This is a genomic window from Paraburkholderia sp. (assembly GCF_047605525.1).
Classification (GTDB): domain Bacteria; phylum Pseudomonadota; class Gammaproteobacteria; order Burkholderiales; family Burkholderiaceae; genus Paraburkholderia.
The window spans coordinates 233,339-255,832 of record NZ_JASGFN010000006.1; the positions used below are offsets into that span (position 1 = coordinate 233,339).

The following is a 22,494-nucleotide window of genomic DNA, read 5'->3' on the forward strand; positions in this document are numbered from 1 at the left end:
GGCGGCCCCGCCGGGTGCCAATCATCCCCGGCCGTAGTAGCATCCCGGCCGATGAAAGTCATCTTCACTCGCGATTTCCTCGCGCTCATTCTCAGCGTCGCCGTCGTCGGACTCGGCAGCGGCGCGACGCTCCCGCTCACTTCTGTCGCGCTCGCGCAAGCCGGCTACGGCACCGACGTAGTCGGCCTGCTGACCGCCGCGCAGGCGGGCGGCGGTCTCGCGGTCGTGCCGCTCGCCGGCTGGATCGCGGCGCGCTTCGGCGGGCGCCAGGTGATCGTCGGCGCGGTGCTCGTCGTGGCGTGCGCGACCGCGCTGATGCAGCTCACCGCGAACCTGTGGCTCTGGGCGCTGCTGCGCGTGCTGTGCGGCGCCGCGCTGATGCTGCTGTTCACGATCGGCGAAGCGTGGGTCAACCAGTTGGCCGACGACGCGTCGCGAGCCCGCGTGATCGCAATTTACGCGACCAATTTCACGCTGTTCCAGATGTCGGGGCCGGTGCTGGTGAGCCAGATCGCCGGCTTCACGCAGGGGCGTTTCCTCGCGTGCGGCGCGATCTTCCTGCTCGCGCTGCCACTGCTCGCGACGATCCGCGCCGCGCCGCACGCGTCCAGCGACGAGCACGCCGAGCATGGCGGCTGGCGCCGCGTGCTGCCGCGGATGCCCGCGCTCGTGATCGGCACCGGCTTTTTCGCGCTCTTCGATACGATCGCGCTGTCGTTGCTGCCGCTCTTCGCGATCGCGCACGGGATGACGACCGAGGTGGCCGTGCTGTTCGCGTCGGCGCTGCTGCTCGGCGATACGACGATGCAGTTTCCGATCGGCTGGCTCGCCGATCGGCTCGGGCGCGAGCGCGTGCACATCGGCTGCGGGATCGCGGTCGTCGCGCTGCTACCGCTGCTGCCGTGGGCGGTGAGTTCGCCGTGGCTGCGCTGGCCGCTGCTGTATGTACTCGGCGCGGCGGCGGGCGCAATCTATACGCTGTCGCTCGTCGCCTGCGGAGAGCGCTTTCGGGGTGCGGCGCTGGTGTCGGCGAGTTCGCTGGTCGGCGCGTCGTGGGGCGCGGCGAGCTTCGGCGGCCCGCTCGTCGCCGGCGCGTTGATGAAGACCGTCGGCAATGACGCGGTGGTCGGCGTGCTGCTTTGCGCGGCGCTCGCGTTTCTCGTGGCCGCGTGGTGGGAAAAGCGGCGGGTGACGGCGCGGGCGGTGGGATGACGTTCGTTCGACTGGCAGCAGACAGTCGAAGAAAGCTTGTCTGCTAATGGCGCGTCCAGGTCACTCGCCGTCGCGCTGTCCGTCCCATTCCATTAAACGCTGACTGTCCCATACGCCGAGGTCGATCGCGTGCTGGAGCATCGCCACGGTGAGCGGCTGCCGTTTTTCGTATTTCTTTATGCCCCACCTTTTGCGAAGCCAGTTCGTGATAAAGAACAGCAGCCCACCGAATCCCTCCATTTCGAAATATCTGTTGAGATCGAAATCGCCGGGCTGAACATTGAAGCGTCTGGAAAAAGCGTCCATGAAGTTGTCGGCATCATCCCCGGTGATACCGAAATCTTCCTCAATCACACTTGATGACCGGATTGCTCTCTTTTCTGAAATTCCAGCCTCCTCGCGAATGAACGCGGCAAGGTCAGCCGAAACTTCCTGTGGTTGCATCATTGATTTGGTCCTCTGGTTTCACAAGCCTGTTGAAAGCGCTTTGCACAATTGATCACCCAAGCGGTTCGCACAAACAGCAAGGGCCGGCATCACGATGCCGGCCCTTGCCCGTTGCCCCTGCTCCGCGCTCAACCCCGCGCCGGCAGAATCTCTCCAGCACATGCGCCGAACCCGACGCGATACCCGTCGCCCTGACACCAGCCGGTCAACGTCAACTCATCGCCATCCTCGATAAACGTCCGCGTGCCGCCCTCCTTCAACTCGAGCGGCTTCTTGCCGTTCCACGTGAGTTCAAGCAGGCTGCCGAACGAATCCTCAGCCGGTCCGCTGATCGTGCCCGAGCCCATCAGATCGCCGACGCGCGTATTGCAGCCCGACACCGTGTGATGCGCGAGCTGCTGCGCCATCGTCCAGTACATGTATCTGAAGTTCGTGCGCGCGATCGTGCTCGCTTGCCGCGCATGTTGAGGACGCAACGCGACTTCGAGGTGGATATCGAACGCATGCTCGCCATCGTGCCGCAGATATGCGAGCGGCTGCGGCTCCTGCACCGGCTGCGCGACGCGAAACGGTTCGAGCGCATCGAGCGTGACGACCCACGGCGAGATCGTCGTCGCGAAGGTCTTCGCGTTGAACGGGCCGAGCGGCACGTATTCCCATTGCTGGATGTCGCGCGCGCTCCAGTCGTTGAGCAGCACCATGCCGAAGATGTGCGCCTCGGCATCCTCGCACGCGATCGGCTCGCCCAGCGCATTGCCGCCGCCGATGATAAAGCCCGTCTCCAGTTCGATATCGAGCTTGCGGCATGCGCCGAACACCGGACGCTCCTGGTCCGGCAGCTTCAGTTGACCGTTCGGACGATGCACCGGCGTGCCGCTCACCACCACCGACGACGCGCGTCCGTTGTAGCCGATCGGCATCTCCGACCAGTTCGGCAGCAGCGCATTCTTCGGATCGCGGAACATCGAGCCGACGTTGGTCGCGTGCTCCTTCGACGAATAGAAATCGGTGTAGCCGGGAATCCGCACCGGCAGATGCAGCCGCGCATCGGCCCGGTTCACGAGGACCTTTGCTCGCAACGCGGCATCGTCGCGCAACATCGCGGACTCGCGCGCGAGCAGCAGGCTCAACTGGATGCGCACGCTGCGCCACGCGTCGCGGCCGAGCGCGATGAAGTCGTTCAGCGCATCGCGCGCGAATACGCCCGGCGCCGGCGCGCTCAGCAGACCCGCGGCCTGCAACGCGGCGAGGTCGACGATCTGATCGCCGATCGCCACGCCCACACGGCGCGCATCGTTCTGACGATCGCTGAAGATGCCGAATGGCAGGTTCTGGATCGGGAAGTCGCTCGCCGAATCGTTGGCCGACTCGACCCAGCTCTTGCGCGACGGATCGAGCGTCGCCTGAAGGTCGTTTACCGCGTTCATCGTTGCTCCGGATTGAAGTGTTTCCTGAGGCCTTGCCAGCAGTCGTAGTAATGCGCCTGCAGTTGCGAGGTTTCGAGCGCGAAACGGGTCGGCTTGATCAGGGTGCGCGTCTCGAACATGAAGGCCATCGTGTCGTCGACCTTTTTCGGCGTCGACGTATCGGCGTGCGATGCTTTCTCGAACGTATCGGCGTCGGGGCCGTGACCCGTCATGCAGTTGTGCAGGCTCGCGCCGCCCGGCACGAAGCCTTCGGCCTTCGCGTCGTACACGCCGTGCACGAGGCCCATGAATTCGCTCGCGACGTTGCGATGGAACCACGGCGGGCGGAACGTATCTTCGGCGGCGAGCCAGCGCGGCGGGAAGATCACGAAGTCGATCGTATCGACGCCCGGCGTGTCGCTTTGCGATTGCAGCACCAGAAAGATCGACGGGTCCGGATGGTCGTAGCTGATCGAGCCGATCGTGTTGAAGCGGCGCAAATCGTATTTGTACGGCGCGTAGTTGCCGTGCCACGCCACGACGTCGAGCGGCGAATGGCCGATGTCCGCGCGCCACAGGTGGCCGTTCATCTTCGTGACGAGTTCGAACGCGCCTTCGCGATCTTCGTACGCGGCATGCGGCGTGAGGAAATCGCGCGGATTGGCGAGGCCGTTCGAGCCGATCGGCCCAAGGTCCGGCAGACGCAGCAGCGCGCCGAAGTTCTCGCAGATATAGCCGCGCGCGTTGCCGTCCGGCAGGCTCACCGCGAAGCGCACGCCGCGCGGGATCACCGCGATCTCGAACGGCTCGACATCGAGGCGGCCCATTTCGGTCGCGATATGCAAGCGCCCCTGCTGCGGCACGATCAGCAGCTCGCCGTCGGCGCTGTAAAAGAAACGGTCCTGCATCGAGCGATTCGCCGCGTACAGGTGAATCGCGCAGCCGCTCATCGCTTCGGCCGAGCCGTTGCCCGCCATCGTCACCCAGCCGTCGATGAAATCGGTCGGCGCGCTGGGCATCGGCAGCGGATCCCAGCGCAACTGGTTCGGCGGCGTCGGCGGTACGTCGGCGGAAGTCGCGCCGAAGTTCGCGACGAGCCGCTCCGATGCCAACGGCGTGAACGGCTTGTGCACGGCCGCCGGGCGAATCCGGTACAGCCACGAGCGGCGGTTGTGGCCGCGCGGCGCCGTGAACGCGGTGCCCGAAATCTGCTCGGCGTACAAACCATAGGCCGCGCGCTGCGGCGAATTGCGGCCGCCCGGCAGCGCGCCCGGCAACGCCTCGGTCGCGAACTCGTTCGCAAAACCCGATTGATAGCCGGGCTCGATTTCAGGCCGCAAGCGCGCCGCAGCCGGCATACGTGTTGAGGTATCCATACAGGTTCTCCGTTGATTCCCGGTTAATACCCGATCATTCCAGTCAGGCCGGTTCCGCTTCGGACGCGCGGCTGCGTTGCCGCGTCACGCCCGCGAGCGCGACGACGAGCAGCGCGGAGCACAGCACCGGCACGGCCGCCGCATGGAACAGCGCCGCATTCGACCAGTTCAGCGCGATCAGTTGACCGCCGACGAGCGGCCCGATCACCGAGCCGATCCGGCCGATGCCGAGACTCCAGCCGATGCCGGTCGAGCGCAGCGCGGTCGGATAGAAATGCCCGGCGAGCGCGTTGACCGCGGGCTGTCCGCCGACCACGCAGAAGCCGCCCGCGAACACGACGAGCAGCAGCCACGGCAACGCATGTGCAACCACGCCGATCGTGCCGACCGCGAATGCCGCAACCGCGAAACACGCGAACAGCACGCGCACGAATCCCATGCGCTCGATAAACCAGCCGAGCAGCAACGTGCCGATCACGCCGCCCGTCTGCAGCACGGTGCCGACGATCACCGCGGTGCCCGGCGTGTAGCCCGCGTCGCGCATCACGGTGGGCAGCCAGTTCGACAGGAAGTACAGCACGATCAGGTTCATGAAGCTGATCGCCCACAGAATCACCGTGACCGGCCCGCGGCCCGCGCGGAACAGCTCGGCGACCGGCGCGCCGTCGTTGCGCTTTTCGCGCACCACGATGCGCGTGTTCGCGTCGATTCGCAACGCCGGGTTGAACTTCGCGAGCCAGCTCGCCGCGCGCTCGGCGCGACCCTTCAGCACCAGAAACTGCAGCGATTCCGGCAACAGCGCCAGCATCGCGAACGCGAGCAGCAACGGCACCGCGCCGCCCACCCAGAACACCGCGCGCCAGCCGTAGGCCGGAATCAGCGCGGCACTGACGAAGCCGCCGACCGCCGCGCCGACCGTGAAGCCGCACGACACCAGCATCATGCGCTTCACGCGATGCGCGGGCGTCGAGAATTCGCCGACCAGCGCCATCGCGTTCGGCATGATGCAGCCGAGCCCGAGGCCGGTGATGAAGCGCAGCGCGATCAGCGCGGGAATCGTCGAGACGAACGGCGTGGCGAGCATCGACAGCGAGAAGAACAACGTCGCGCCGATCAACACCGGGCGGCGGCCGATGCGGTCGGCCAGCACCGATAGCCCGAGCGCGCCGAGCAGCATGCCGAACAGGCTCGCGCTGAAGACCGGCCCGAGCGACGTCTTCGCGACATGCCATTCGGCGATCACGCTCGGCGCGACATAGCCCATCGCCTGCGCGTCGAAGCCGTCGATCAGCAGACACAGCCCGCAGAGCGCGAGCAGCATCCCCTGAAAAGCCGGGCGATGCGTTTCGGCGAGCACGTGTTCGACTTCGATTACGTTGGCGGCGGCGTGAGCCGCGGCGGGTTTGGCACTCATTGGGTCGTCTCCTGATTTCATGCACGAGCGATTGCACTCGTGGCGCACATGCAGGGCGCACGCATTTCCGCCCATCGCTGTCGCGCTGCAATTTACGTATAGTAAAACTAATTACGAATAGTGAAATTAGCGTATACCCTGGGAACCGGTGCGCCGACCGGCTTCGATATCGCGCGCAGCGCGTCGCCACGGGGGTTCAGCCACTAACGTTATGAACATTTTGTTCATATCCGCGCGGCGCGGACTGCTACCATCAATGCATGCGGCAATCCCGCTGCGCCGCCACGCGCCTCGGGCGCCCCCACCGTCGCCATTCATTCGCCTTCATGATTCCGCCGACCATCCCCGATCTGATCGCCCGCGCCGCTCATCACCCGTTTCTCGGCGAGCATCTGGTGATGGGGCAAGGCGCGCATGGCGGCATCGCGCTGGCGCGCTTCGACGGCGTCGAGCTCGCCAGCGCCTACGAGCCGATCTTCGATATCAGCGTGCATGCGCTCGCGCAGTCGTTGTCGTCGGGTGCGGAAGGGGTGGACCGGTTCGGCGACGAACTCGGCTTTCAGGCTGTCGCGCATCGGCTCGACACGCCGCCGTTCGACGTGTTCGACCCGTTCGACCGGATCGCCGACGATCAGCAACTGGTCGCGTTAGACCGCATGTCGCGCGCGCTGCACGCGATCAATTTCTTCGGCGCGCAGCGGCACGGATTGCTGTTTCTGCGCGTGCACGAGCGGCTCCTGAAGAGCGTGAAGTACGACCATGGCCGGCATTTTTCGAGTGTGCTGACGTCGTTCGGCCTGAACCCGTCGCGGATCGTGATCGAACTGCCGGCGGCGGCGGTCGCGCACAAGACCTTCCTCGGCTATCTGACGAGGAGCTACCAGCACTACGGGTTCAAGGTGGCGGGCAATCTGTCGAACGCGGGACAGATTCTGTCGGTGTCGGAAACGGCGCGGCTCGACTTCATCAAGATGGATGCCGCGATCGCCTTGCGCGACGCGACGGTGAAGCCGCTGGTCGGCTACGCGAGCCGGCTGCGCGTGCCGCTGATTTTCAATCGTGTCATGGATGAAGCGCAGTTCCTCGCGCTGCAGCAGTACGACGTGAGATTCGTGCAGGGGCCGCTGTTCACCGCGCATTATCACGACCGGGCGGCGTGACGAAGCTGGGGCGGCCCTGGTATTGTCCTGATGCGGCTTCGATAACAACGCGCGTTGTTTCGGTAAGGCGCTTTATGCGGCCTTTTTTATGCGGCCTTCGCGCTCTTCCGGCCTGACGATGCTCGCCAAAGCACCACGAGCTCGCGTCAGTCCGTCTCCCCCAACCGCCGCGCGAGCGCCTTCAGGCGCGGTGCGACGTTCTCGCGAAACACCTCCTCCCCCATCGACGACGCCGGCCCGCTGCAACTCAGCACGAGCCAGCGCCCTTCGCGCGGCTCGCGAAACGGCACCGCGACCGCGTTCACGTCGTCGTGCCACGCGCGAAACGAATAGCAGCAGCGCTCGGTCGCGAACGCGGCGATTTCCTTTTCGGCCTCGGCGACGAGCATCGCTCCCGCCTTGCCGGCCGCTTTCCTGAGCTCGGCCAACAGCGCGATGCGCGCGTCGGGCGGCTGCACGGCGAGGTACGCGCGGCCCATCGAACTCGTCAGCATCGACAGTTTCGAGCCGGACGCGAGTCCGAGCGTCAGCGCCGTTTCGCTGCGGATCGTCTCCAGATACACCACGTCGAGTCCGTCGCGGCAGCCGAGCGACACCGCCGCGCCGACCTCGCGCGCGAAGCTGCGCAGATGCGGCCGCGCGAGCTCCAGCGTGTCGGTGCCCGACAGCAGCGCGAAGCCGAGCGACAGCACGCCCGCGTCGAGCGCATATTTGCCGTGCGTGTCGTCGAGCCGCAGATAGCCGAGCACGGTCAGCGTGTACGCGAGGCGGTTGACGGTCGCTTTCGGCAAACCGGTGCGTTCGACGAAATCGCGATTGCCGAGCAGCGTTTCGCCCGGCTTGAACGCGCGCAGCAGGTCCAGCCCGCGCGCGAGAGCCACGACGAATTTGCGTTCGTCGAGCGGAGCGGAGAAAGTGGAAGGCAGTGTCATAACGGTGGTACACTCTGTCGTCGTTTGCAAAACATTGTTTCGTACAGCGGAACTCAAGTCAAGCTTGTTCTGAGCAGGAAATCAGGAGATACGTCATGGCCGTAGCCGCGCAGTTTCACTGGGAAGACCCGTTGCTGCTGGATCAGCAGCTCACCGAAGACGAACGCATGGTGCGCGACGCCGCTGCGGCTTACTCGCAGGACAAGCTGCAGCCGCGCGTGCTCGAGGCGTTCCGCCACGAGAAGACCGACATCGAGATCTTTCGCGAAATGGGCGAACTCGGCCTGCTCGGCCCGACCATCCCTGAACAGTACGGCGGCCCCGGCCTGAACTATGTCGCGTACGGCCTGATCGCGCGTGAAGTGGAGCGCGTCGATTCCGGCTACCGCTCGATGATGTCGGTGCAGTCGTCGCTCGTGATGGTGCCGATCTACGAATTCGGCTCGGATGCGCAGAAGGACAAATATCTGCCGAAGCTCGCGCGCGGCGAGTGGATCGGCTGCTTCGGCCTGACCGAGCCGAACCACGGTTCCGATCCCGGCGGCATGGTCACGCGCGCGAAGAAGGTCGACGGCGGCTACTCGCTGTCGGGCTCGAAAATGTGGATCACCAATTCGCCGATCGCCGACGTGTTCGTCGTGTGGGCGAAACTCGAGGAAAACGGCAAGGACAACATCCGCGGCTTCATTCTCGAGAAGGGCTGGAAGGGTCTGTCGGCGCCGGCGATCCACGGCAAGGTAGGGCTGCGTGCGTCGATCACCGGCGAAATCGTGCTCGACGAAGTGTTCGTGCCGGAAGAAAACATCATGCCGGGCGTGAGCGGCCTGCGCGGTCCGTTCACGTGCCTGAATTCGGCGCGCTACGGCATCGCCTGGGGTGCGCTCGGCGCCGCCGAGGCGTGCTGGCACACCGCGCGTCAGTATGTGCTCGATCGCAAGCAGTTCGGCCGCCCGCTCGCCGCGAACCAGTTGATCCAGAAGAAACTCGCCGACATGCAGACCGAAATCACGCTCGGCCTGCAAGGCGTGTTGCGCCTCGGCCGCATGAAGGACGAAGGCACCGCTGCCGTCGAAATCACGTCGATCATGAAGCGCAATTCGTGCGGCAAGGCGCTCGACATCGCCCGCCTCGCGCGCGACATGCTCGGCGGCAATGGCATCTCGGACGAGTTCGGCATCGCGCGCCATCTGGTGAATCTCGAAGTCGTGAACACGTACGAAGGCACGCATGACGTTCACGCGCTGATTCTTGGCCGCGCGCAGACGGGTATTCAGGCATTCTTCTGATGTCTGATGCCTGACCGATGCGCGACGCGCGTGGGTAGTGCTGACAGCGGCTGACGATTTCAGCCGCGAGATGAGAAAAGCCGGTTCGAAAGAACCGGCTTTTCTCGTTGCGGCAAGCGTCGCGCCGCCCCTCGGCCGCTTACCTGTTCGGCTGCGGCGTCATGCGCAGATACGGACGCAGCGCCTTGTAGCCCTTCGGGAATTTCTGCTTGATGACTTCTTCGTCCTTCAGCGACGGCACGATCACGACGTCATCGCCCTGCTTCCAGTTGCCCGGCGTCGCGACCGAGTGATTGTCGGTCAGTTGCAGCGAGTCGATCACGCGCAACACTTCGTCGAAGTTGCGGCCGGTACTCGCCGGATACGTGATGATCAGACGCACCTTCTTTTTCGGATCGATCACGAACAGCGAGCGGACCGTCAGGGTCTCGTTCGCGTTCGGATGAATCATGTCGTACAGCTCGGATACCTTGCGGTCGCCGTCCGCGAGAATCGGAAAGCCGACATTGGCCGCCTGCGTCTCATTAATGTCCTTGATCCACTCGTTGTGCGACTCGGCGCTATCGACCGACAACGCGATCGTCTTCACATTGCGCTTTTCGAATTCGCCAGCCAGCCTGGCGGTCAGGCCGAGCTCGGTCGTGCAGACCGGCGTGAAGTCGGCGGGGTGCGAGAACAGCACGCCCCAACTGTCGCCGAGCCACTCATGAAACCTGATACGGCCGACACTCGACTCCTGCTCGAAATCCGGCGCAATGTCGCCAAGACGTAGACTCATGTGCATCTCCTTTTGGTGTCCGGAAAGTATCCGGACGTTCTATGCGGGCGCTTGCCCGCGAAATCCGCAAAGCTAAAGCATACGGGAGCGGTGATGTGTGACGAACAAACATCGCGTCACTACCTTATGCGTTTTTGTAATTTTCTCCCAATTGGAGGAAACTTTGCGGGACAGATCAACTCCATCTACCACCGATCTGGAGCAGACTGCCCTCAAACGGCTGCGCCGACGCCTGGCGATACCGGGAATGGTTCGTGCGTCGGCTGCAAGCAACCGGTACTGTGCTCGCCAGCGGCCGTTTCTTTGGTTACGATTTACGCGTAGCGTGAGACCAAGGGGAGCTGTCAATGTCGGAAGTCAACAAGGAGAGATTGATGTCGGATATCAAAACCGTCCTCGCGGACGCTGAAGACCTGCTGAAACAGGCCGCGAGCGCAACCGGCGAGCGCGCGTCGGAACTGCGGGAAACCGCGCTGACGCGTCTGAAGCAGGCCAGGGAAAAGGCTGCCGACGTACAGGTCGTGGTGGTCGAGAAAGGCAAGAAGGCCGCTCGCGCCACCGACGACTACGTGCACGAGCATCCGTGGGCGTCCATCGGCATCGCAGCCGGTGTCGGCGTGCTGATCGGTCTGTTGATCAATCGCAAGTAAGGCTGGTGCGACCGCCGGAAAAAGCAGCTCCGGCGCACCGGCAAGTCGGGCGGACCGGCGCGTATCTCGCCGGTCCGCTTCTGCTGGCGCGCTTGCGCGCCGGTTAGGCCTTCACGCGCAATGCCCACCACAGCCATGAGAACCGAAACACAATCGCAGCGCGCAGAACACAGTCCGTTGCGCCGCATTATCAGTTCCGTGTTTGCCATTCTGCAGACGCGGCTCGAACTGGTGGGCATCGAACTCGCCGAGGAAAAAGACCGTCTGCTAGGCGTGCTGTTTCTCGGTCTTGCCGCCATGATGCTCGCCACGATGGCGCTGATCGCGCTCACCGCGCTGATCGCCATTGCCTTCTGGGACACGTACCGCTGGCAGGCGCTCGCCGGCATCACCGCGGTCTATGCGATTGCCGGCCTCACCTGTGCGCTGAAAGCGCGCAGCGGTTTGCGCAACGCGCCGATGGTGTTCGAAGCGACCATCGCCGAGTTCGAAAAAGACCGCGACGCGTTTCGCAACCGTGATTGACGTGGAAGGCGGCACGCATCGAGCATTGGAGGCCTTCGTTGATTTCGTTGAAGTTTGCGAGCGAACGGCTGGGTTGTCCGCTCGTTGCCTGCCCCGGTCATTTGCCGCAAATCGCGTTTGATCGTATTTGATCGCCTCATCTCCACTGCCGCCGACACGCCATGAGCCAGCCCCGTCCCGATACCGCATTTCGCCACCAGCGCCATCCGTCGAAAGATCTGAGCGCGCCGCACCTGCGGGCGTTGCGCAAGGAACTCCTGCTAGTGCGCTCGGATGTCGAGCGCGTGGAGCTCGCGCAGGCCACCCTGGATCTGCGCCAGGCGGTCACGCATTTCAGTTGGCTCAGGTTCATCGTTCCGGGCTTCGGCGGCGTACGCATGGGCAAGGGCTCGAAGGCGAGCGTGATCAACGCGGGGACCCTCGGCGCGCTGCTCAAACAATATCCGTTCGTCAGCTCGATTATTTCGGTGCTGCTCGCCAAGCCGCTGCGCGCAACCGTCATGGCCAGCGCCAAGCCCGCACTGAAGTGGGGCAGCCTTGCACTCGCCGCGTGGGAAGCGTTGCGGATCTGGCAGCAGATGAAGAGAGATTCCAGAACTGCCGCGGAGGCGGCCGCGACTGCGCAGTCCGCTGTCGCGAAGGCTGAGTCGACCGACAGCGGTTATTAGTGATTGCCGGCAGTTGCTTGCTAACAGTTGCTACTGACTATTGGCGATTGTCGATCCGGGCTGTCGACCGCGACGAATCTCAATCCCTACGCCGTGTTCCAGCATTCACTGGTTGCGGGCGCCGAACCGCCCGCTTCGTTTCTGTTACCGCGCAATCCAGTCGCATCGAGCGTGAAAATGCCGCACGCATCGTCGCGCATCGGGCCGGCTTGCGCCGGCGTCGCTTCGATCGCATAGCCGCCATTCGTGTCGTCCGCGGGCAGCACGCGCAGACGGTAGATCGGTGTGCCGAATTGCGGCGCCTGATCGAGACCCGAGGGCAATGCCGGCGTATCGCCGCTCGCTGCGCCCTCGACGAACTGCGCCGCCCGATACAGCGCGGATGCCGCATCGATACGATGCGTTCGCGCAATGTGACGGTGATAAGAAGGAATTGCAAATACGGCCAGCGTTGCCACAATCGCCAGCGCAATCATCAATTCGATCAGCGTGAATGCGGACGTGGACGTCAATGTGAATGCGGATGTGGATGTGGATGTATTCGGCCTCGCCATGCCCCTCCCGTCAGAATGCACTTCAGAATGGTCTTGCGGCGACGCGCCGCCAATGACGTTCGACCGCGCCGCCCTCGATCACCAGTTCCATCTGCAACCAGACCTGCGACTCGCTAGTCCGGCCAAAGCCGCGCGCGCTCAGCAGATAAGCGGTTGCGCCCTCGCGACTCGTCAGCCGCCAGGGCTCGATCAGGCATTGAGGCGCGCGCTCCGATCCGGGCCATTGCGCGACAGGCGTGATGGCGCCGGCTTCGAACGCGGTTTCGAGCATCCATTGAACAGGCTCGCCGGATGCAAGCGGCGGTGCGAGCGCGTCGCTGCCCGTTGCAAGGACACTGCGCTCGCATAAGGTCAACGCGGCATCCGCCGCGTGAAAGGCCTGCAAATAATCGCGCGCGTTGGTCGCCGCGCGCGCGGCTGCCAGTGATGTTTCGAACCAGACCGCCGACGTGGCCAGCATCATCGCCGAAATCAGTAGCACGATCGGTAGAACGACACCGCGTTGGCGAACGCGTGAAGCACGGCTTCGGTAATGGAGCCTGCTCGAGTCGCGCGGCTTGCCGCGGCGCTCGCCGCGCGTCCCGCACGCGCGGCGGCACCGGGTTATTCCTTTGCGAACCGTCACGACGAACTCTCCGTGCGATTACGCAGCGCGACGCGACGCGAAAACGCCTGTCGCGGCCGCAAGTCGGTGCCGAGCGTGCTCACACCGTCGCAATCGACATAGCGCGAGCGCTGTCCTTGGGGTGCCCCGCGCACGATCACGCAGAGATCGACTGCAACGATGTTGGTCCACTGATCCGCGGGTACCGCCGATGCGTCGATCGCAACGGGAGCGCCGGCCAGCCAGTAGCGCAAGCGCACCCGTTCGACACCCTCCACCAGTGGTTGCGCGGATCCCGCGTTACCGTTGCCGTCGCAATAGAGCTCCGGCTCGCCGGTCGATTCGCTGACGTTGGCAAAGTAGCGGTTGACCACCGGCACGCCCTCGCTGCCGAGCGCCGCGTCGCTGCTCTTGACGCCCTGCCCCACGCAGTCGGTTATCTGCCCGCTAGACGATGGCCACGTGGACACGCCGTCTCCGACATAGCGGATCGCAACACCATCCGAGCCGGTGCTCAAGGTGGTGCAGCCAGGACTATCGGCGGCGCCGGTCGGACGTCCGCCCGAACAACCGAACAACGGAGACGGCGCGTTGTAGCCGACGACGCCGGCGGGAACGAAGCCGGCCATCTGCAATTGCGGACCGATCAGCATCAGCGCGGTCAGACCGGCTTCGCGCATTCGCGTCGCATTGCTCGCGCGCTCGAATGCACTACGCTGCGTCGTGTAGAGCGATATCGCGCCTGCTGTCACGATCAGTCCCAACGCCATCGCGATCACGAACTCGACGAGCGTGTGGCCACGCGCACCACGCCACCACCTCATTTCGCAAACGCCAAGGCGACACAGGAAGAACCAGCGGGAACATCGATGCCGCCGCAAGACTCCGGCTTATCGATCACATCGCCGGCGCCCGGCCTGTCTTGTACGGCTGCCCAGGTCACGCGTGCTGTCGCCACCGCGCCGCTCTCGCCTATCGATGCCTCGCCGCGCGGCAGAAGAATGCTTGCCCGCTGGCTCCATTGGTTGAGTACGCCATCGCTCGCGGACGGCACGCTCATCGCTTCGGCAACCGAGTCGGCTATCCACGCGGCGCTTTCGCGCATCGTCATCGCGCGAGCTTCGCGCGCGATCCACACCTGAGCGGCGATCAAACCCAGCGCCGTCACCGCGACCAGCGCGACAGCCAGCATCACTTCGATCAGTGAGCTACCGCCGCAGGCCAGCGCGCATTGGCGCACATGAGTACGCGACGAAATCCGCGTCACGAAGCCGCTGCGCATGCGCCCTCCGAAATTCGCGCGCGGCCGCCCGACGCAATACGAATGCAGCGCCGCCACGGATTCCCCTGCATCGCCGCGGACGGATTTCGCGGCGCGATATCGAAATTGCGGAAAGCGCCGATCAGTTGCCCCGCTGGCGGTGTGAACGTCATATCGGTTTGCACGCCGGTGATGCTCACCGCCGCAAGCAACGGTTGCGCACGAAGCAGTGCCAGCGTGTCGCCACGCTCCACGAACACAGCCCAGCCACAAGCCCAGTCAGCGATGCCGTCGCCGCATGATTGCCCCGCGGCGAGGCAAACGCGCGCCGCGTCGACGCGGCACACCGTGACGCGCGCGCCCCGGCGTAGCGCCTCGCTGCGTGCGTAGGCGAACGTCGACAGCAGCACCCTCGCGCGAGCATCCACTTGATCGCGCATGTGCCACGCAACGAACGACGGCGTCGCCATCACGGCAATCACGACCAGCAGCGCGATCACGGCCAGCGTTTCGACAAGCGTGAAGCCGGCGCGTGACGGCCGGCGAATCGCATCGTGTTTCATCTGCATCTCTGAACGTTTCGAACGGATGCAGCCAATCTAGCGATTTGCAAACGGCCCGACAATCGGCCGAACGGCCAGGTGGCATTCAGACGCTATCGCGCGCAACAATACATGCGGCGAACATCAGGCAAGCGGAGGTGGCGATGCGGAAAAGAACGCGCGAAATGCGCAAAACGATCAATGCGGATGCGCGCGGGCAAGACGCGATGCGTCTGCGTTCAGCGCTTGCGGGAAGGCTTGGGAGGAGAAGAAGCGCGGCGGAATTCCTCGATCACGTCCTCGAATTCGGAGACGTCTTCGAAGCGCCGGTACACGGAAGCGAAACGGACATAGGCGATCGTGTCGAGCGCGCGCAACTCGTTCATCACGAGTTCGCCGAGGCGCTCGCTGCGCACCTCGCGCTCGCCACTGCCGAGCAATTGATATTCGATGCGGGCGACCGCCGCTTCGATCTCGTCCACCGCAACCGGACGCTTGCGCAGCGCCAGTTGCATGCTCGCGACAATCTTGCGGCGATCGAATTCGGTGCGGGTGCCATCCTTCTTGACGACCGACGGCAGCGCCAGCTCGACCCGCTCATACGTCGTAAAACGTTTGTCGCAGGCCGGGCAGCGGCGCCGCCGGCGAATCGTCGCGCCGTCTTCGGATACGCGCGAGTCGACGACCTGCGTATCGGCGTGACGGCAGAAGGGACAATGCATGGCGGCTTAGCCGTAGACCGGGAAGCGCTGGGTCAGCTCGGCGACCTGCGCGCGCACGCGCTCGATCGTCGCGGCGTCTTCCGGGTTGTCCAGCACGTCGGCGATCAGGTTGCCGACCTGCTCGGCTTCCTTCACGCCGAAGCCGCGCGTGGTCATGGCCGGCGAGCCGAGACGGATGCCCGAGGTCACGAACGGCTTTTCCGGATCGTTCGGAATCGCATTCTTGTTGACCGTGATATGCGCCGCGCCCAGCGCCGCCTCCGCGGCCTTGCCGGTGATCTTCTTCGCGCGCAGGTCGACCAGCATCACGTGGCTTTCCGTACGGCCCGAAACGATGCGCAGGCCGCGCTTGACCAGCGTTTCAGCGAGCACGCGCGCGTTGTCGACGACCTGCTGCTGATATGCCTTGAATTCCGGCGACAGCGCTTCCTTGAACGCGACGGCCTTGGCGGCGATCACGTGCATCAGCGGACCGCCCTGAATGCCCGGGAAAATCGCCGAGTTGATCTGCTTCTCGAACTCGGCCTTCATCAGGATCACGCCGCCGCGCGGACCACGCAGGCTCTTGTGCGTGGTGGTGGTGACGAAGTCGGCGTGCGGCACCGGGTTCGGATAGACGCCCGCGGCGACGAGACCCGCGTAGTGCGCCATGTCGACCATGAAGTACGCGCCGATCGACTTGGCGATTTTCGACAGCCGTTCGAAATCAATCCGCAGCGCGAATGCGGAAGCACCCGCGACGATCAGCTTCGGCTTGTGCTCCTGCGCGAGCTTTTCGGCGGCGTCGTAGTCGATGTCTTCAGCTTCGTTCAGGCCATAGCTCACCACGTTGAACCACTTGCCCGACATGTTGACCGGCGAACCGTGCGTCAGGTGACCGCCGTGCGCGAGGCTCATGCCCATGATCGTGTCGCCGGGCTTGAGCATCGCGAAGAACACGCCCTGATTCGCCTGCGAGCCCGAATTAGGCTGCACGTTGGCGGCTTCGGCGCCGAACAGTTGCTTCACGCGGTCGATCGCGAGCTGTTCCGCGACGTCGACGTATTCGCAGCCGCCGTAGTAGCGCTTGCCCGGGTACCCTTCCGCGTACTTGTTCGTGAGTTGCGAGCCCTGCGCGGCCATCACGGCCGGGCTCGTGTAGTTTTCCGACGCGATCAGCTCGATGTGTTCTTCCTGACGGCGGTTTTCCTGCTCGATGACTTTCCAGAGTTCAGGATCGACGTTGGCGATGGTGCTTTGGGCTCTGTCAAACATACGGGTTCCGTTGAGTGTGTTCAGGTTGACCGGATCGTGCGCCGGATCTTGCGTAGAGGGTACGCAGCGCTGCTGGCGGCCATGCCAGCCCAGACGTGGCGAAGGGAGAGTCGCCGCACACGCGAGGCAGGCCAGCCACCGTCAGCGCAGATCAGTGCGCGCGGATCACGGCTGCCCAGGCGAACGGCAAAACGGCACCCTGCGCTTCACGGTGGGTCGTTCCACCTTGAACCCGATTGGTTGAATCGGCTGAGTCGGACGACTCGGTTCTATCGCCAGTCACGCAGGGTCGAGCGCGTTAGTGTATTGGAAGAGGATCGAATAGGCAACCGGCTCGCCGGCCCTCCAGCGCCCGCTGGCCGGGCATTCCGGCGAGTCGGTCTACCTCCGAAAACGTCTGACGAGAGCCTGCCGGCAGCGCCGGATTCCCGCTCCATGCCACTGTCGCAACCGCTGATACGGCTGGTTCATCCCTGCCGCGGCGCCGCATTGGAAACTGGCTCGGGGCCTTCGTCCGCCGCCGGCCGGCGAACTACGGCAATGATCGTGTTCGTCACTGGAGCGTCGGCGGGCTTCGGCGCCGCCATCGCTCGCGCATTCGTCAAAGGCGGCCATCGCGTCGTTGCCGCCGCGCGCCGCAAAGACCGGCTGCAGGCACTCGCCGACGAGCTCGGCGACGCGCTGCTGCCGTACGCGCTCGACGTGCGCGACCGCGCCGCCGTCGAGGCCGTGCCGGCCTCGCTGCCCGCCGGATTCGCCGCGCTCGACGTGCTCGTCAACAGCGCCGGCGCCGCGCTCGGCATCGAGCCGGCGCACAAGGCCAGCCTCGACGCATGGAACACGATGATCGAGACCAACTGCACGGGCCTCGTGCAGGTCACGCGTGCGCTGTTGCCCGGCATGGTCGAGCGCAATCGCGGGCATATCTTCAATCTGGGCTCGGTGGCCGGTTGCTGGCCGTACGCGGAAGGCAGCGTATACGGCACAACCAGGGCGTTCGTGCGCCAGTTCAGCCTGAATCTGCGCGCCGACCTCGCCAGCACCGCGCTGCGCGTGACCGACGTCGAGCCAGGGCCGGGCGGTGGCGGCGAATTCCCGAACGTCCGTTATCGTGACGACGACAAGGCCGCCAAAGTCCACGAAACCGTGCAGCCGTTGACGGCCGAAGACGTCGCGGATTCGATCTACTGGATCGCCACGCGTCCCGCTCACGTCAACATCAACACGATCGAACTGATGCCGGTCGCCCGGTCGTTTGACGGTCCGGCCGCACAGCGCGGCGGATCGTGAAAGCGGCGCTTCGTGACGACTGCTCGTGGTGGCTGCCCGTTTGCGACAATCAGGCGCGACGGCCACCGCCCAGGCCTCCTCGAAGCGGCGACAAAGCCGCCCGCCAGCGCCGCTGACGTCCGCCGGACGGAACGCACACTTTGAAACAGACCCGCGGGTGTGCGTTCCGGTAGAATGCGCCGCATGAATATGTCGACCAGCCAGCCAGGCACGGAAAGCGGGTACACGTGGCCGATCCGCGTGTACTACGAAGATACCGACGCCGGCGGCATCGTGTTTTACGCCAATTACCTGAAATTTTTCGAACGGGCGCGCACCGAATGGCTGCGCGCGTGCGGCGTCGACCAGCATCGGCTCGCGGAAGAAGCAGACGCGATTTTCATCGTGCGCAGCACCGCGGTCGACTACCGGGCTCCGGCCCGGCTCGACGACATCGTGAAAATTGTCAGCAGGATCGAGCGACTTGGCAGAGCTTCGGTGGACTTCGCGCAGGAAGCATGGCGCGAAGGCACGTTGCTTGCTACGGGCTCGATCCGGATCGGCTGCGTCGACCGCGTTGCGTTGCGGCCAGCCGCGATTCCCGCTCCGGTTCTGGCTGCCCTGCGGCGCGGGCCGGGCGTGAGCCAGGACTTGAATTGAAAAGCGACGGCATGTCAACGGACGATAACCGCGCGCCGTTGTTACGGGGCCAGTGAACTCATACCGGTCAGGCAACACAAAGCATGGTTCGGCTTCAATATCGCCGAAGCTTCCGTTTTGCCCACGGCAAGCTTGAAGCGGCCTTGCAGCCGGACGCGCCCTTCCCGGGACGTTAAAACGAACCTATATGAACACTACACAAGATCTGTCGATCGTTTCACTCGTACTTAACGCGAGCCTGCTCGCTCAGGCCGTGATGGCCCTGCTGCTGCTGCTGTCCCTGTTGTCATGGACTTTCATCTTCCGCAAGTGGTTTGCGATTCGCCGGGCGCGCGCGCAAACTGAGCGCTTCGAGCGCGATTTCTGGTCGGGCGGCGACCTGCAGGCGCTGTATCAGAGCGCCGCGAACAACCGCCACACGATCGGTGCGCTCGAGCGCATTTTCGAGTCCGGCATGCGCGAATTCCTGAAGGGCAAGGAAAAACGCCTGAACGATCCGGGTGCGATTCTCGACGGCGCGCGGCGTGCGATGCGCGCGGCCTTCCAGCGCGAAATGGACGTGCTCGAGGCGAACCTCGCGTTCCTCGCGTCGGTCGGCTCGGTCAGCCCGTATATCGGTCTGTTCGGCACGGTGTGGGGGATCATGAATGCGTTCCGCGGCCTCGCCAACGTGCAGCAGGCCACGCTCGCGAACGTCGCGCCGGGCATCGCCGAAGCGCTGACCGCCACCGCGATCGGCCTGTTCGCCGCGATCCCGGCCGTGGTCGCCTACAACCGTTACGCGCACGACATCGACCGTCTGGCAATCCGCTTCGAGACCTTCATCGAGGAATTCTCGAACATCCTGCAGCGCCAGGCACAGTAAGGAGGCCACGATGGCAGGCTCCCGCTCCTCCAGCATGCGCGGTTCGCGCTCGCGCCGCGCGATGGCCGACATCAACGTCGTGCCGTACATCGACGTGATGCTCGTGCTGCTCGTGATCTTCATGGTCACCGCGCCGCTCGTCGCTCCGTCGATCGTCAATCTGCCGACTGTCGGCGCCGCCGCTCCGCAGCAGCAGACCCCGCCCGTGATCGTCAACATCCGCGCGGACGGCAACATGAGCATCAAGTACAAGGACGATGCCGGCACGCAGCAGCAGGAAGACATGACGAAGGCCGACCTCAAGGGTTTCATTGCCGACCGGGCGCAATCGCATCCGGATCAGCCCGTCGTGATCGCCGCCGACAAAACCGTGAAGTACGAAGCCGTGATGAACGTGATGTCCGAGCTCAAGGCTCAGGGCGTCAAGCGCGTTGGACTGCTCGTCAAATCGCAATGATCCGCAAGAACTCCGAATATCCGCTTCAGCCACCGCGTGAACGCGGCACCGGGCGTGCTTTTCTGTTCGCGCTGGTGATGCATGCGCTGCTCGGATTCTTTCTGTACCACGGCATCCAGTGGCAGAACAGCACGCCCGAGGGCGAGGAAGCGGAACTGTGGACCGAAGTGCCGAATTCGGCGATTCCGCGTCCCGTCCCGCCGCCGCCCGTGCCGGTCGCCCCCGCCCCGCCGGTGCGGGACGAACAGGCCGACATCGCGCTGCAGGAAAAGAAGCGTCAGCAGCAGGAAGCGGCTCGCGAAGCGCAACTGGCCGAGCAGCAGCGTCAGCAGAAACTGAAAGAACAGCAGGAAGCGGCGGAAGCGAAGCGTCAGCAGCAACTGGCGGCCGATCAGGCAGCCCAGCTCGCCGCACAGAAGGCCGCGAAACTGAAACAGCAGCAACAACAGCAACAGCAGCAGGCTGAGAAGCTCAGGCAACAGCAACTGGCCGAGCAGCAGAAGCAGCAGCAGCTGAAAGAACAGCAGGAGCAGCAACAGAAGCAGGCCCAGGCGGAAGCGCAGAAAAAGGCCGACGCGGAGAAAGCCGCGAAGGCCAAGGCGCAGGCCGATGCGGCGGCACAGGCGAAAAAGCAGCTCGACGCGGAACGTCGCGCGCGTCTCGCGCAGATGCAAGGCATGGCCGGCGCGCCGGGTTCGTCGGGCAACGGGCTCGGCAAAAGCGGCACGGGCAGTGGTTCCGGCGGCACGGCGGCATCGCCGGGCTACGCGGACAAGGTACGCAGGGTCGTGCGGCCGAACATCTCGTGGGGCGGCGAAACGGAAGGTCTGGAAACAGTGATTGCCGTGCGCTGCTCGCCGACCGGCACATTGCTGAGTGCCAGCGTGTCGCGCAGCAGCGGCAACTCCGCGTGGGATGCAGCCGCGTTGCGCGCCGTGCAGCGTTCCGATCCGATGCCACTCGATGTCAATGGCAAGGCGCCGGAAAGCTTCTATATCACGCTGCGTCCGGCTGGTTGATGCGGCAGGCTGACGGTCGGCTGACGGCAACGCCGCGCCCCGCCCGACACGGCGTTGCGCGGGAACGAATTAGTCGTTTTCCGGTCTGTCTGCTGTTGTGAAGTGTTAGGTAAAACCGTTTTGAGGAATCCATACAGCATGAGTTTGATGACCAAGCTAGGCCTGCGAACACTCGTGGCAACGTGCCTGATCGCCGTCGGCGGCGCCGCCAACGCACAACTCAACGTCCTCGTGACGGGCGTCGGATCCACCCAGTTTCCGATCGCAACGGCGACTTTCGCCAATGAAGCGAACTCCCCGCAGCAGGTCAGCGCGATCGTGCGCCAGGACCTGCAACGCAGCGGCAAATTCACCAATATCGACGCAGGCTCGACGCCGGTGTCCGAGACCGACTCCGTCGACCTCGGCGCCTGGAAGGCCAAGGGCGCCAACGCGTTCGTCGCCGGCAGCGTGAACCGCCTGCCGAACGGCCAGTACGAAGTGCGCTTCAAGCTGTATGACACGGTCAAGGGCGAAAGCTTGGGCGGCCTCGTGCTCGTGAGCCCGGAAAGCGGCCTGCGCATGAGCGCGCACAAGGTCGCGGATTACATCTATGCGAAACTGATGGGCACCCGCGGTGTGTTCGCGACGCGCCTGTCGTACGTGATCCGCACGGGCGGCCGCTATCAGTTGCAGATTTCCGATTCGGACGGCCAGAACGCGCACATCGCGCTGTCGAGCCCCGAGCCGATCATCTCGCCGGCCTGGTCGCCTGACGGCACCAAGGTCGCCTACGTTTCGTTCGAGAAGAAGAAGCCGATCGTCTATATCCATGACCTGCCCACGGGCCGGCGCACGGTCATCTCGGACCAGAAGGGCAACAACAGCGCACCGGCGTGGTCACCCGACGGGCGCACGCTCGCCGTCGCGCTATCGCGCACCGGCAATACGCAGATTTTCGCGGTCAACGCGGACGGCAGCGGCCTGCGTCGTCTCACGCAAGGCAGCTCGATCGACACCGAACCGGCCTACTCTCCTGACGGTCAGTGGATCTATTTCACGAGCGACCGCGGCGGCGCACCGCAGATCTACAAGATGCCGGCGCAAGGCGAAAGCGCGGGCGCCGCGCAACGCGTCACCTTTACGGGCAGCTACAACACCAGCCCGCGTGTGAGTCCTGACGGCAAGCAGCTTGCCTATATCTCGCGCGTCGGCGGTGCATTCAAGCTGTATCTCCAGGACCTGCAAGGCGGAACCGCCACGGGCCTGACGGACACGACACATGACGAATCGCCGAGCTTCGCGGCGAACGGTCAGTACATTCTTTACGCCACTCAGGTGAACGGCCGTGGCGTGTTGGCCGCAGTATCGACCGACGGTCGCACTCGGCAGGTCCTGTCCGTTCAGGGAGGTAGCGTACGCGAACCGTCCTGGGGCCCGTTTATGCAATAACA

At 64.5% G+C, this 22,494-nt stretch carries 25 protein-coding genes and 1 riboswitch; of the genes, 12 read left to right on the plus strand and 13 right to left on the minus strand.

Features of this window, described 5'->3' with window-relative positions:
• Window positions 1-51 precede the first annotated feature (51 nt).
• The gene (locus tag QM685_RS11355) at window positions 52-1,212 is read left to right on the plus strand and encodes an MFS transporter (protein ID WP_415115799.1); all 1,161 of its coding nucleotides are present in this window, start codon (window positions 52-54) and stop codon (window positions 1,210-1,212) included.
• A gap of 60 nt (window positions 1,213-1,272) precedes the next feature.
• Here the strand turns inward: QM685_RS11355 and QM685_RS11360 are convergent, their stop codons facing one another.
• From QM685_RS11360 to QM685_RS11375, 4 genes are all read right to left on the minus strand, one after another.
• A complete protein-coding gene (locus tag QM685_RS11360) occupies window positions 1,273-1,659 on the minus strand; it encodes a DUF1493 family protein (protein ID WP_415115801.1) in 387 nt (128 codons plus the stop codon).
• Window positions 1,660-1,787: 128 nt separating this feature from the next.
• Entirely contained in the window at window positions 1,788-3,086 is a 1,299-nt protein-coding gene (gene fahA, locus QM685_RS11365; protein WP_415115803.1) for a fumarylacetoacetase, read from the minus strand.
• Window positions 3,083-4,441, minus strand: coding sequence for a homogentisate 1,2-dioxygenase (gene hmgA / locus QM685_RS11370; protein WP_415115805.1), 1,359 nt, complete (start codon window positions 4,439-4,441; stop codon window positions 3,083-3,085). Before hmgA ends, fahA begins: the two co-directional genes overlap by 4 nt.
• Window positions 4,442-4,484: 43 nt before the next feature.
• Window positions 4,485-5,855, minus strand: a complete 1,371-nt coding sequence (locus QM685_RS11375) for an MFS transporter (protein ID WP_415115807.1) — start codon at window positions 5,853-5,855, stop codon at window positions 4,485-4,487.
• Window positions 5,856-6,181: 326 nt separating this feature from the next.
• On the opposite strand from QM685_RS11375, the gene QM685_RS11380 reads away from it, so the two are divergent.
• Window positions 6,182-7,015 (plus strand): EAL domain-containing protein, encoded by an 834-nt coding sequence (locus QM685_RS11380; protein ID WP_415115809.1) that lies wholly within the window; start codon window positions 6,182-6,184, stop codon window positions 7,013-7,015.
• 146 nt (window positions 7,016-7,161) lie between these two features.
• On the opposite strand, the gene QM685_RS11385 is transcribed toward QM685_RS11380, so the two are convergent.
• The gene (locus QM685_RS11385) at window positions 7,162-7,947 is read right to left on the minus strand and encodes an IclR family transcriptional regulator (RefSeq protein ID WP_415115811.1); all 786 of its coding nucleotides are present in this window, start codon (window positions 7,945-7,947) and stop codon (window positions 7,162-7,164) included.
• Window positions 7,948-8,042: 95 nt separating this feature from the next.
• Between QM685_RS11385 and QM685_RS11390 the strand changes: the two genes are divergently transcribed.
• A complete protein-coding gene (locus QM685_RS11390) occupies window positions 8,043-9,233 on the plus strand; it encodes an acyl-CoA dehydrogenase (protein WP_415115813.1) in 1,191 nt (396 codons plus the stop codon).
• A gap of 139 nt (window positions 9,234-9,372) precedes the next feature.
• Here the strand turns inward: QM685_RS11390 and QM685_RS11395 are convergent, their stop codons facing one another.
• Complete coding sequence (locus QM685_RS11395) at window positions 9,373-10,011, minus strand: peroxiredoxin (protein ID WP_415115815.1); 639 nt, start codon at window positions 10,009-10,011, stop codon at window positions 9,373-9,375.
• 347 nt (window positions 10,012-10,358) lie between these two features.
• Here QM685_RS11395 and QM685_RS11400 point away from each other — a divergent pair, with 347 nt between their 5' ends.
• The 3 genes from QM685_RS11400 to QM685_RS11410 all read left to right on the plus strand — a co-directional run bounded on the left by QM685_RS11400 (window position 10,359) and on the right by QM685_RS11410 (window position 11,854).
• Window positions 10,359-10,661, plus strand: coding sequence for a DUF883 family protein (locus QM685_RS11400; protein WP_415115817.1), 303 nt, complete (start codon window positions 10,359-10,361; stop codon window positions 10,659-10,661).
• 135 nt (window positions 10,662-10,796) lie between these two features.
• Window positions 10,797-11,186 carry a phage holin family protein gene (locus tag QM685_RS11405; RefSeq protein WP_415115819.1) on the plus strand — a complete coding sequence of 130 codons (390 nt, stop codon included), beginning with the start codon at window positions 10,797-10,799 and terminating at the stop codon, window positions 11,184-11,186.
• A gap of 161 nt (window positions 11,187-11,347) precedes the next feature.
• Window positions 11,348-11,854, plus strand: a complete 507-nt coding sequence (locus tag QM685_RS11410) for a DUF3318 domain-containing protein (RefSeq protein WP_415115821.1) — start codon at window positions 11,348-11,350, stop codon at window positions 11,852-11,854.
• Between the two features lie 86 nt (window positions 11,855-11,940).
• Here the strand turns inward: QM685_RS11410 and QM685_RS11415 are convergent, their stop codons facing one another.
• The 7 genes from QM685_RS11415 to glyA form a co-directional block, all read right to left on the minus strand.
• On the minus strand, window positions 11,941-12,366 hold the full coding sequence (locus QM685_RS11415) for a type IV pilin protein (protein ID WP_415115823.1): 426 nt from the start codon (window positions 12,364-12,366) through the stop codon (window positions 11,941-11,943).
• A gap of 64 nt (window positions 12,367-12,430) precedes the next feature.
• Entirely contained in the window at window positions 12,431-12,889 is a 459-nt protein-coding gene (locus QM685_RS11420; protein ID WP_415115825.1) for a hypothetical protein, read from the minus strand.
• Window positions 12,890-13,029: 140 nt separating this feature from the next.
• On the minus strand, window positions 13,030-13,836 hold the full coding sequence (locus QM685_RS11425) for a PilW family protein (protein ID WP_415115827.1): 807 nt from the start codon (window positions 13,834-13,836) through the stop codon (window positions 13,030-13,032).
• Window positions 13,833-14,294, minus strand: coding sequence for a type IV pilus modification PilV family protein (locus tag QM685_RS11430; RefSeq protein WP_415115829.1), 462 nt, complete (start codon window positions 14,292-14,294; stop codon window positions 13,833-13,835). Before QM685_RS11430 ends, QM685_RS11425 begins: the two co-directional genes overlap by 4 nt.
• Window positions 14,276-14,836: a GspH/FimT family pseudopilin gene (locus QM685_RS11435; RefSeq protein WP_415115831.1), complete on the minus strand. Its 561-nt coding sequence runs from the start codon at window positions 14,834-14,836 to the stop codon at window positions 14,276-14,278. Before QM685_RS11435 ends, QM685_RS11430 begins: the two co-directional genes overlap by 19 nt.
• A gap of 218 nt (window positions 14,837-15,054) precedes the next feature.
• A complete protein-coding gene (gene nrdR, locus QM685_RS11440; protein ID WP_062124135.1) occupies window positions 15,055-15,537 on the minus strand; it encodes a transcriptional regulator NrdR in 483 nt (160 codons plus the stop codon).
• Between the two features lie 6 nt (window positions 15,538-15,543).
• On the minus strand, window positions 15,544-16,791 hold the full coding sequence (gene glyA, locus QM685_RS11445) for a serine hydroxymethyltransferase (RefSeq protein WP_415115833.1): 1,248 nt from the start codon (window positions 16,789-16,791) through the stop codon (window positions 15,544-15,546).
• A 166-nt stretch (window positions 16,792-16,957) separates the two neighbouring features.
• Window positions 16,958-17,084, minus strand: a riboswitch (ZMP/ZTP riboswitch).
• Between the two features lie 247 nt (window positions 17,085-17,331).
• Here glyA and QM685_RS11450 point away from each other — a divergent pair.
• From QM685_RS11450 to tolB, 6 genes are all read left to right on the plus strand, one after another.
• Complete coding sequence (locus tag QM685_RS11450) at window positions 17,332-18,081, plus strand: SDR family NAD(P)-dependent oxidoreductase (protein WP_415115835.1); 750 nt, start codon at window positions 17,332-17,334, stop codon at window positions 18,079-18,081.
• 174 nt (window positions 18,082-18,255) lie between these two features.
• The gene (gene ybgC / locus QM685_RS11455) at window positions 18,256-18,720 is read left to right on the plus strand and encodes a tol-pal system-associated acyl-CoA thioesterase (RefSeq protein ID WP_415115837.1); all 465 of its coding nucleotides are present in this window, start codon (window positions 18,256-18,258) and stop codon (window positions 18,718-18,720) included.
• Window positions 18,721-18,907: 187 nt separating this feature from the next.
• Window positions 18,908-19,585 (plus strand): protein TolQ, encoded by a 678-nt coding sequence (tolQ, locus tag QM685_RS11460; protein ID WP_007179119.1) that lies wholly within the window; start codon window positions 18,908-18,910, stop codon window positions 19,583-19,585.
• A 10-nt stretch (window positions 19,586-19,595) separates the two neighbouring features.
• On the plus strand, window positions 19,596-20,042 hold the full coding sequence (tolR, locus tag QM685_RS11465) for a protein TolR (protein ID WP_415115840.1): 447 nt from the start codon (window positions 19,596-19,598) through the stop codon (window positions 20,040-20,042).
• Window positions 20,039-21,061 (plus strand): cell envelope integrity protein TolA, encoded by a 1,023-nt coding sequence (tolA, locus tag QM685_RS11470; RefSeq protein WP_415115842.1) that lies wholly within the window; start codon window positions 20,039-20,041, stop codon window positions 21,059-21,061. Before tolR ends, tolA begins: the two co-directional genes overlap by 4 nt.
• A gap of 138 nt (window positions 21,062-21,199) precedes the next feature.
• Window positions 21,200-22,492, plus strand: a complete 1,293-nt coding sequence (tolB, locus tag QM685_RS11475; protein ID WP_415115844.1) for a Tol-Pal system beta propeller repeat protein TolB — start codon at window positions 21,200-21,202, stop codon at window positions 22,490-22,492.
• Window positions 22,493-22,494 lie beyond the last annotated feature (2 nt).

Excerpts from the sequence above, each read along its gene's own strand:
- QM685_RS11355 (WP_415115799.1), top strand. The coding sequence starts at position 52 with ATGAAAGTCATCTTCACTCGCGATTTCCTCGCGCTCATTCTCAGCGTC.
- QM685_RS11360 (WP_415115801.1), bottom strand. The coding sequence starts at position 1,659 with ATGATGCAACCACAGGAAGTTTCGGCTGACCTTGCCGCGTTCATTCGC.
- fahA (WP_415115803.1), bottom strand. The coding sequence starts at position 3,086 with ATGAACGCGGTAAACGACCTTCAGGCGACGCTCGATCCGTCGCGCAAG.
- hmgA (WP_415115805.1), bottom strand. The coding sequence starts at position 4,441 with ATGGATACCTCAACACGTATGCCGGCTGCGGCGCGCTTGCGGCCTGAA.
- QM685_RS11375 (WP_415115807.1), bottom strand. The coding sequence starts at position 5,855 with ATGAGTGCCAAACCCGCCGCGGCTCACGCCGCCGCCAACGTAATCGAA.
- QM685_RS11380 (WP_415115809.1), top strand. The coding sequence starts at position 6,182 with ATGATTCCGCCGACCATCCCCGATCTGATCGCCCGCGCCGCTCATCAC.
- QM685_RS11385 (WP_415115811.1), bottom strand. The coding sequence starts at position 7,947 with ATGACACTGCCTTCCACTTTCTCCGCTCCGCTCGACGAACGCAAATTC.
- QM685_RS11390 (WP_415115813.1), top strand. The coding sequence starts at position 8,043 with ATGGCCGTAGCCGCGCAGTTTCACTGGGAAGACCCGTTGCTGCTGGAT.
- QM685_RS11395 (WP_415115815.1), bottom strand. The coding sequence starts at position 10,011 with ATGAGTCTACGTCTTGGCGACATTGCGCCGGATTTCGAGCAGGAGTCG.
- QM685_RS11400 (WP_415115817.1), top strand. The coding sequence starts at position 10,359 with ATGTCGGAAGTCAACAAGGAGAGATTGATGTCGGATATCAAAACCGTC.
- QM685_RS11405 (WP_415115819.1), top strand. The coding sequence starts at position 10,797 with ATGAGAACCGAAACACAATCGCAGCGCGCAGAACACAGTCCGTTGCGC.
- QM685_RS11410 (WP_415115821.1), top strand. The coding sequence starts at position 11,348 with ATGAGCCAGCCCCGTCCCGATACCGCATTTCGCCACCAGCGCCATCCG.
- QM685_RS11425 (WP_415115827.1), bottom strand. The coding sequence starts at position 13,836 with ATGAGGTGGTGGCGTGGTGCGCGTGGCCACACGCTCGTCGAGTTCGTG.
- QM685_RS11430 (WP_415115829.1), bottom strand. The coding sequence starts at position 14,294 with ATGCGCAGCGGCTTCGTGACGCGGATTTCGTCGCGTACTCATGTGCGC.
- QM685_RS11435 (WP_415115831.1), bottom strand. The coding sequence starts at position 14,836 with ATGAAACACGATGCGATTCGCCGGCCGTCACGCGCCGGCTTCACGCTT.
- nrdR (WP_062124135.1), bottom strand. The coding sequence starts at position 15,537 with ATGCATTGTCCCTTCTGCCGTCACGCCGATACGCAGGTCGTCGACTCG.
- glyA (WP_415115833.1), bottom strand. The coding sequence starts at position 16,791 with ATGTTTGACAGAGCCCAAAGCACCATCGCCAACGTCGATCCTGAACTC.
- QM685_RS11450 (WP_415115835.1), top strand. The coding sequence starts at position 17,332 with ATGATCGTGTTCGTCACTGGAGCGTCGGCGGGCTTCGGCGCCGCCATC.
- ybgC (WP_415115837.1), top strand. The coding sequence starts at position 18,256 with ATGCGCCGCATGAATATGTCGACCAGCCAGCCAGGCACGGAAAGCGGG.
- tolQ (WP_007179119.1), top strand. The coding sequence starts at position 18,908 with ATGAACACTACACAAGATCTGTCGATCGTTTCACTCGTACTTAACGCG.
- tolR (WP_415115840.1), top strand. The coding sequence starts at position 19,596 with ATGGCAGGCTCCCGCTCCTCCAGCATGCGCGGTTCGCGCTCGCGCCGC.
- tolA (WP_415115842.1), top strand. The coding sequence starts at position 20,039 with ATGATCCGCAAGAACTCCGAATATCCGCTTCAGCCACCGCGTGAACGC.
- tolB (WP_415115844.1), top strand. The coding sequence starts at position 21,200 with ATGAGTTTGATGACCAAGCTAGGCCTGCGAACACTCGTGGCAACGTGC.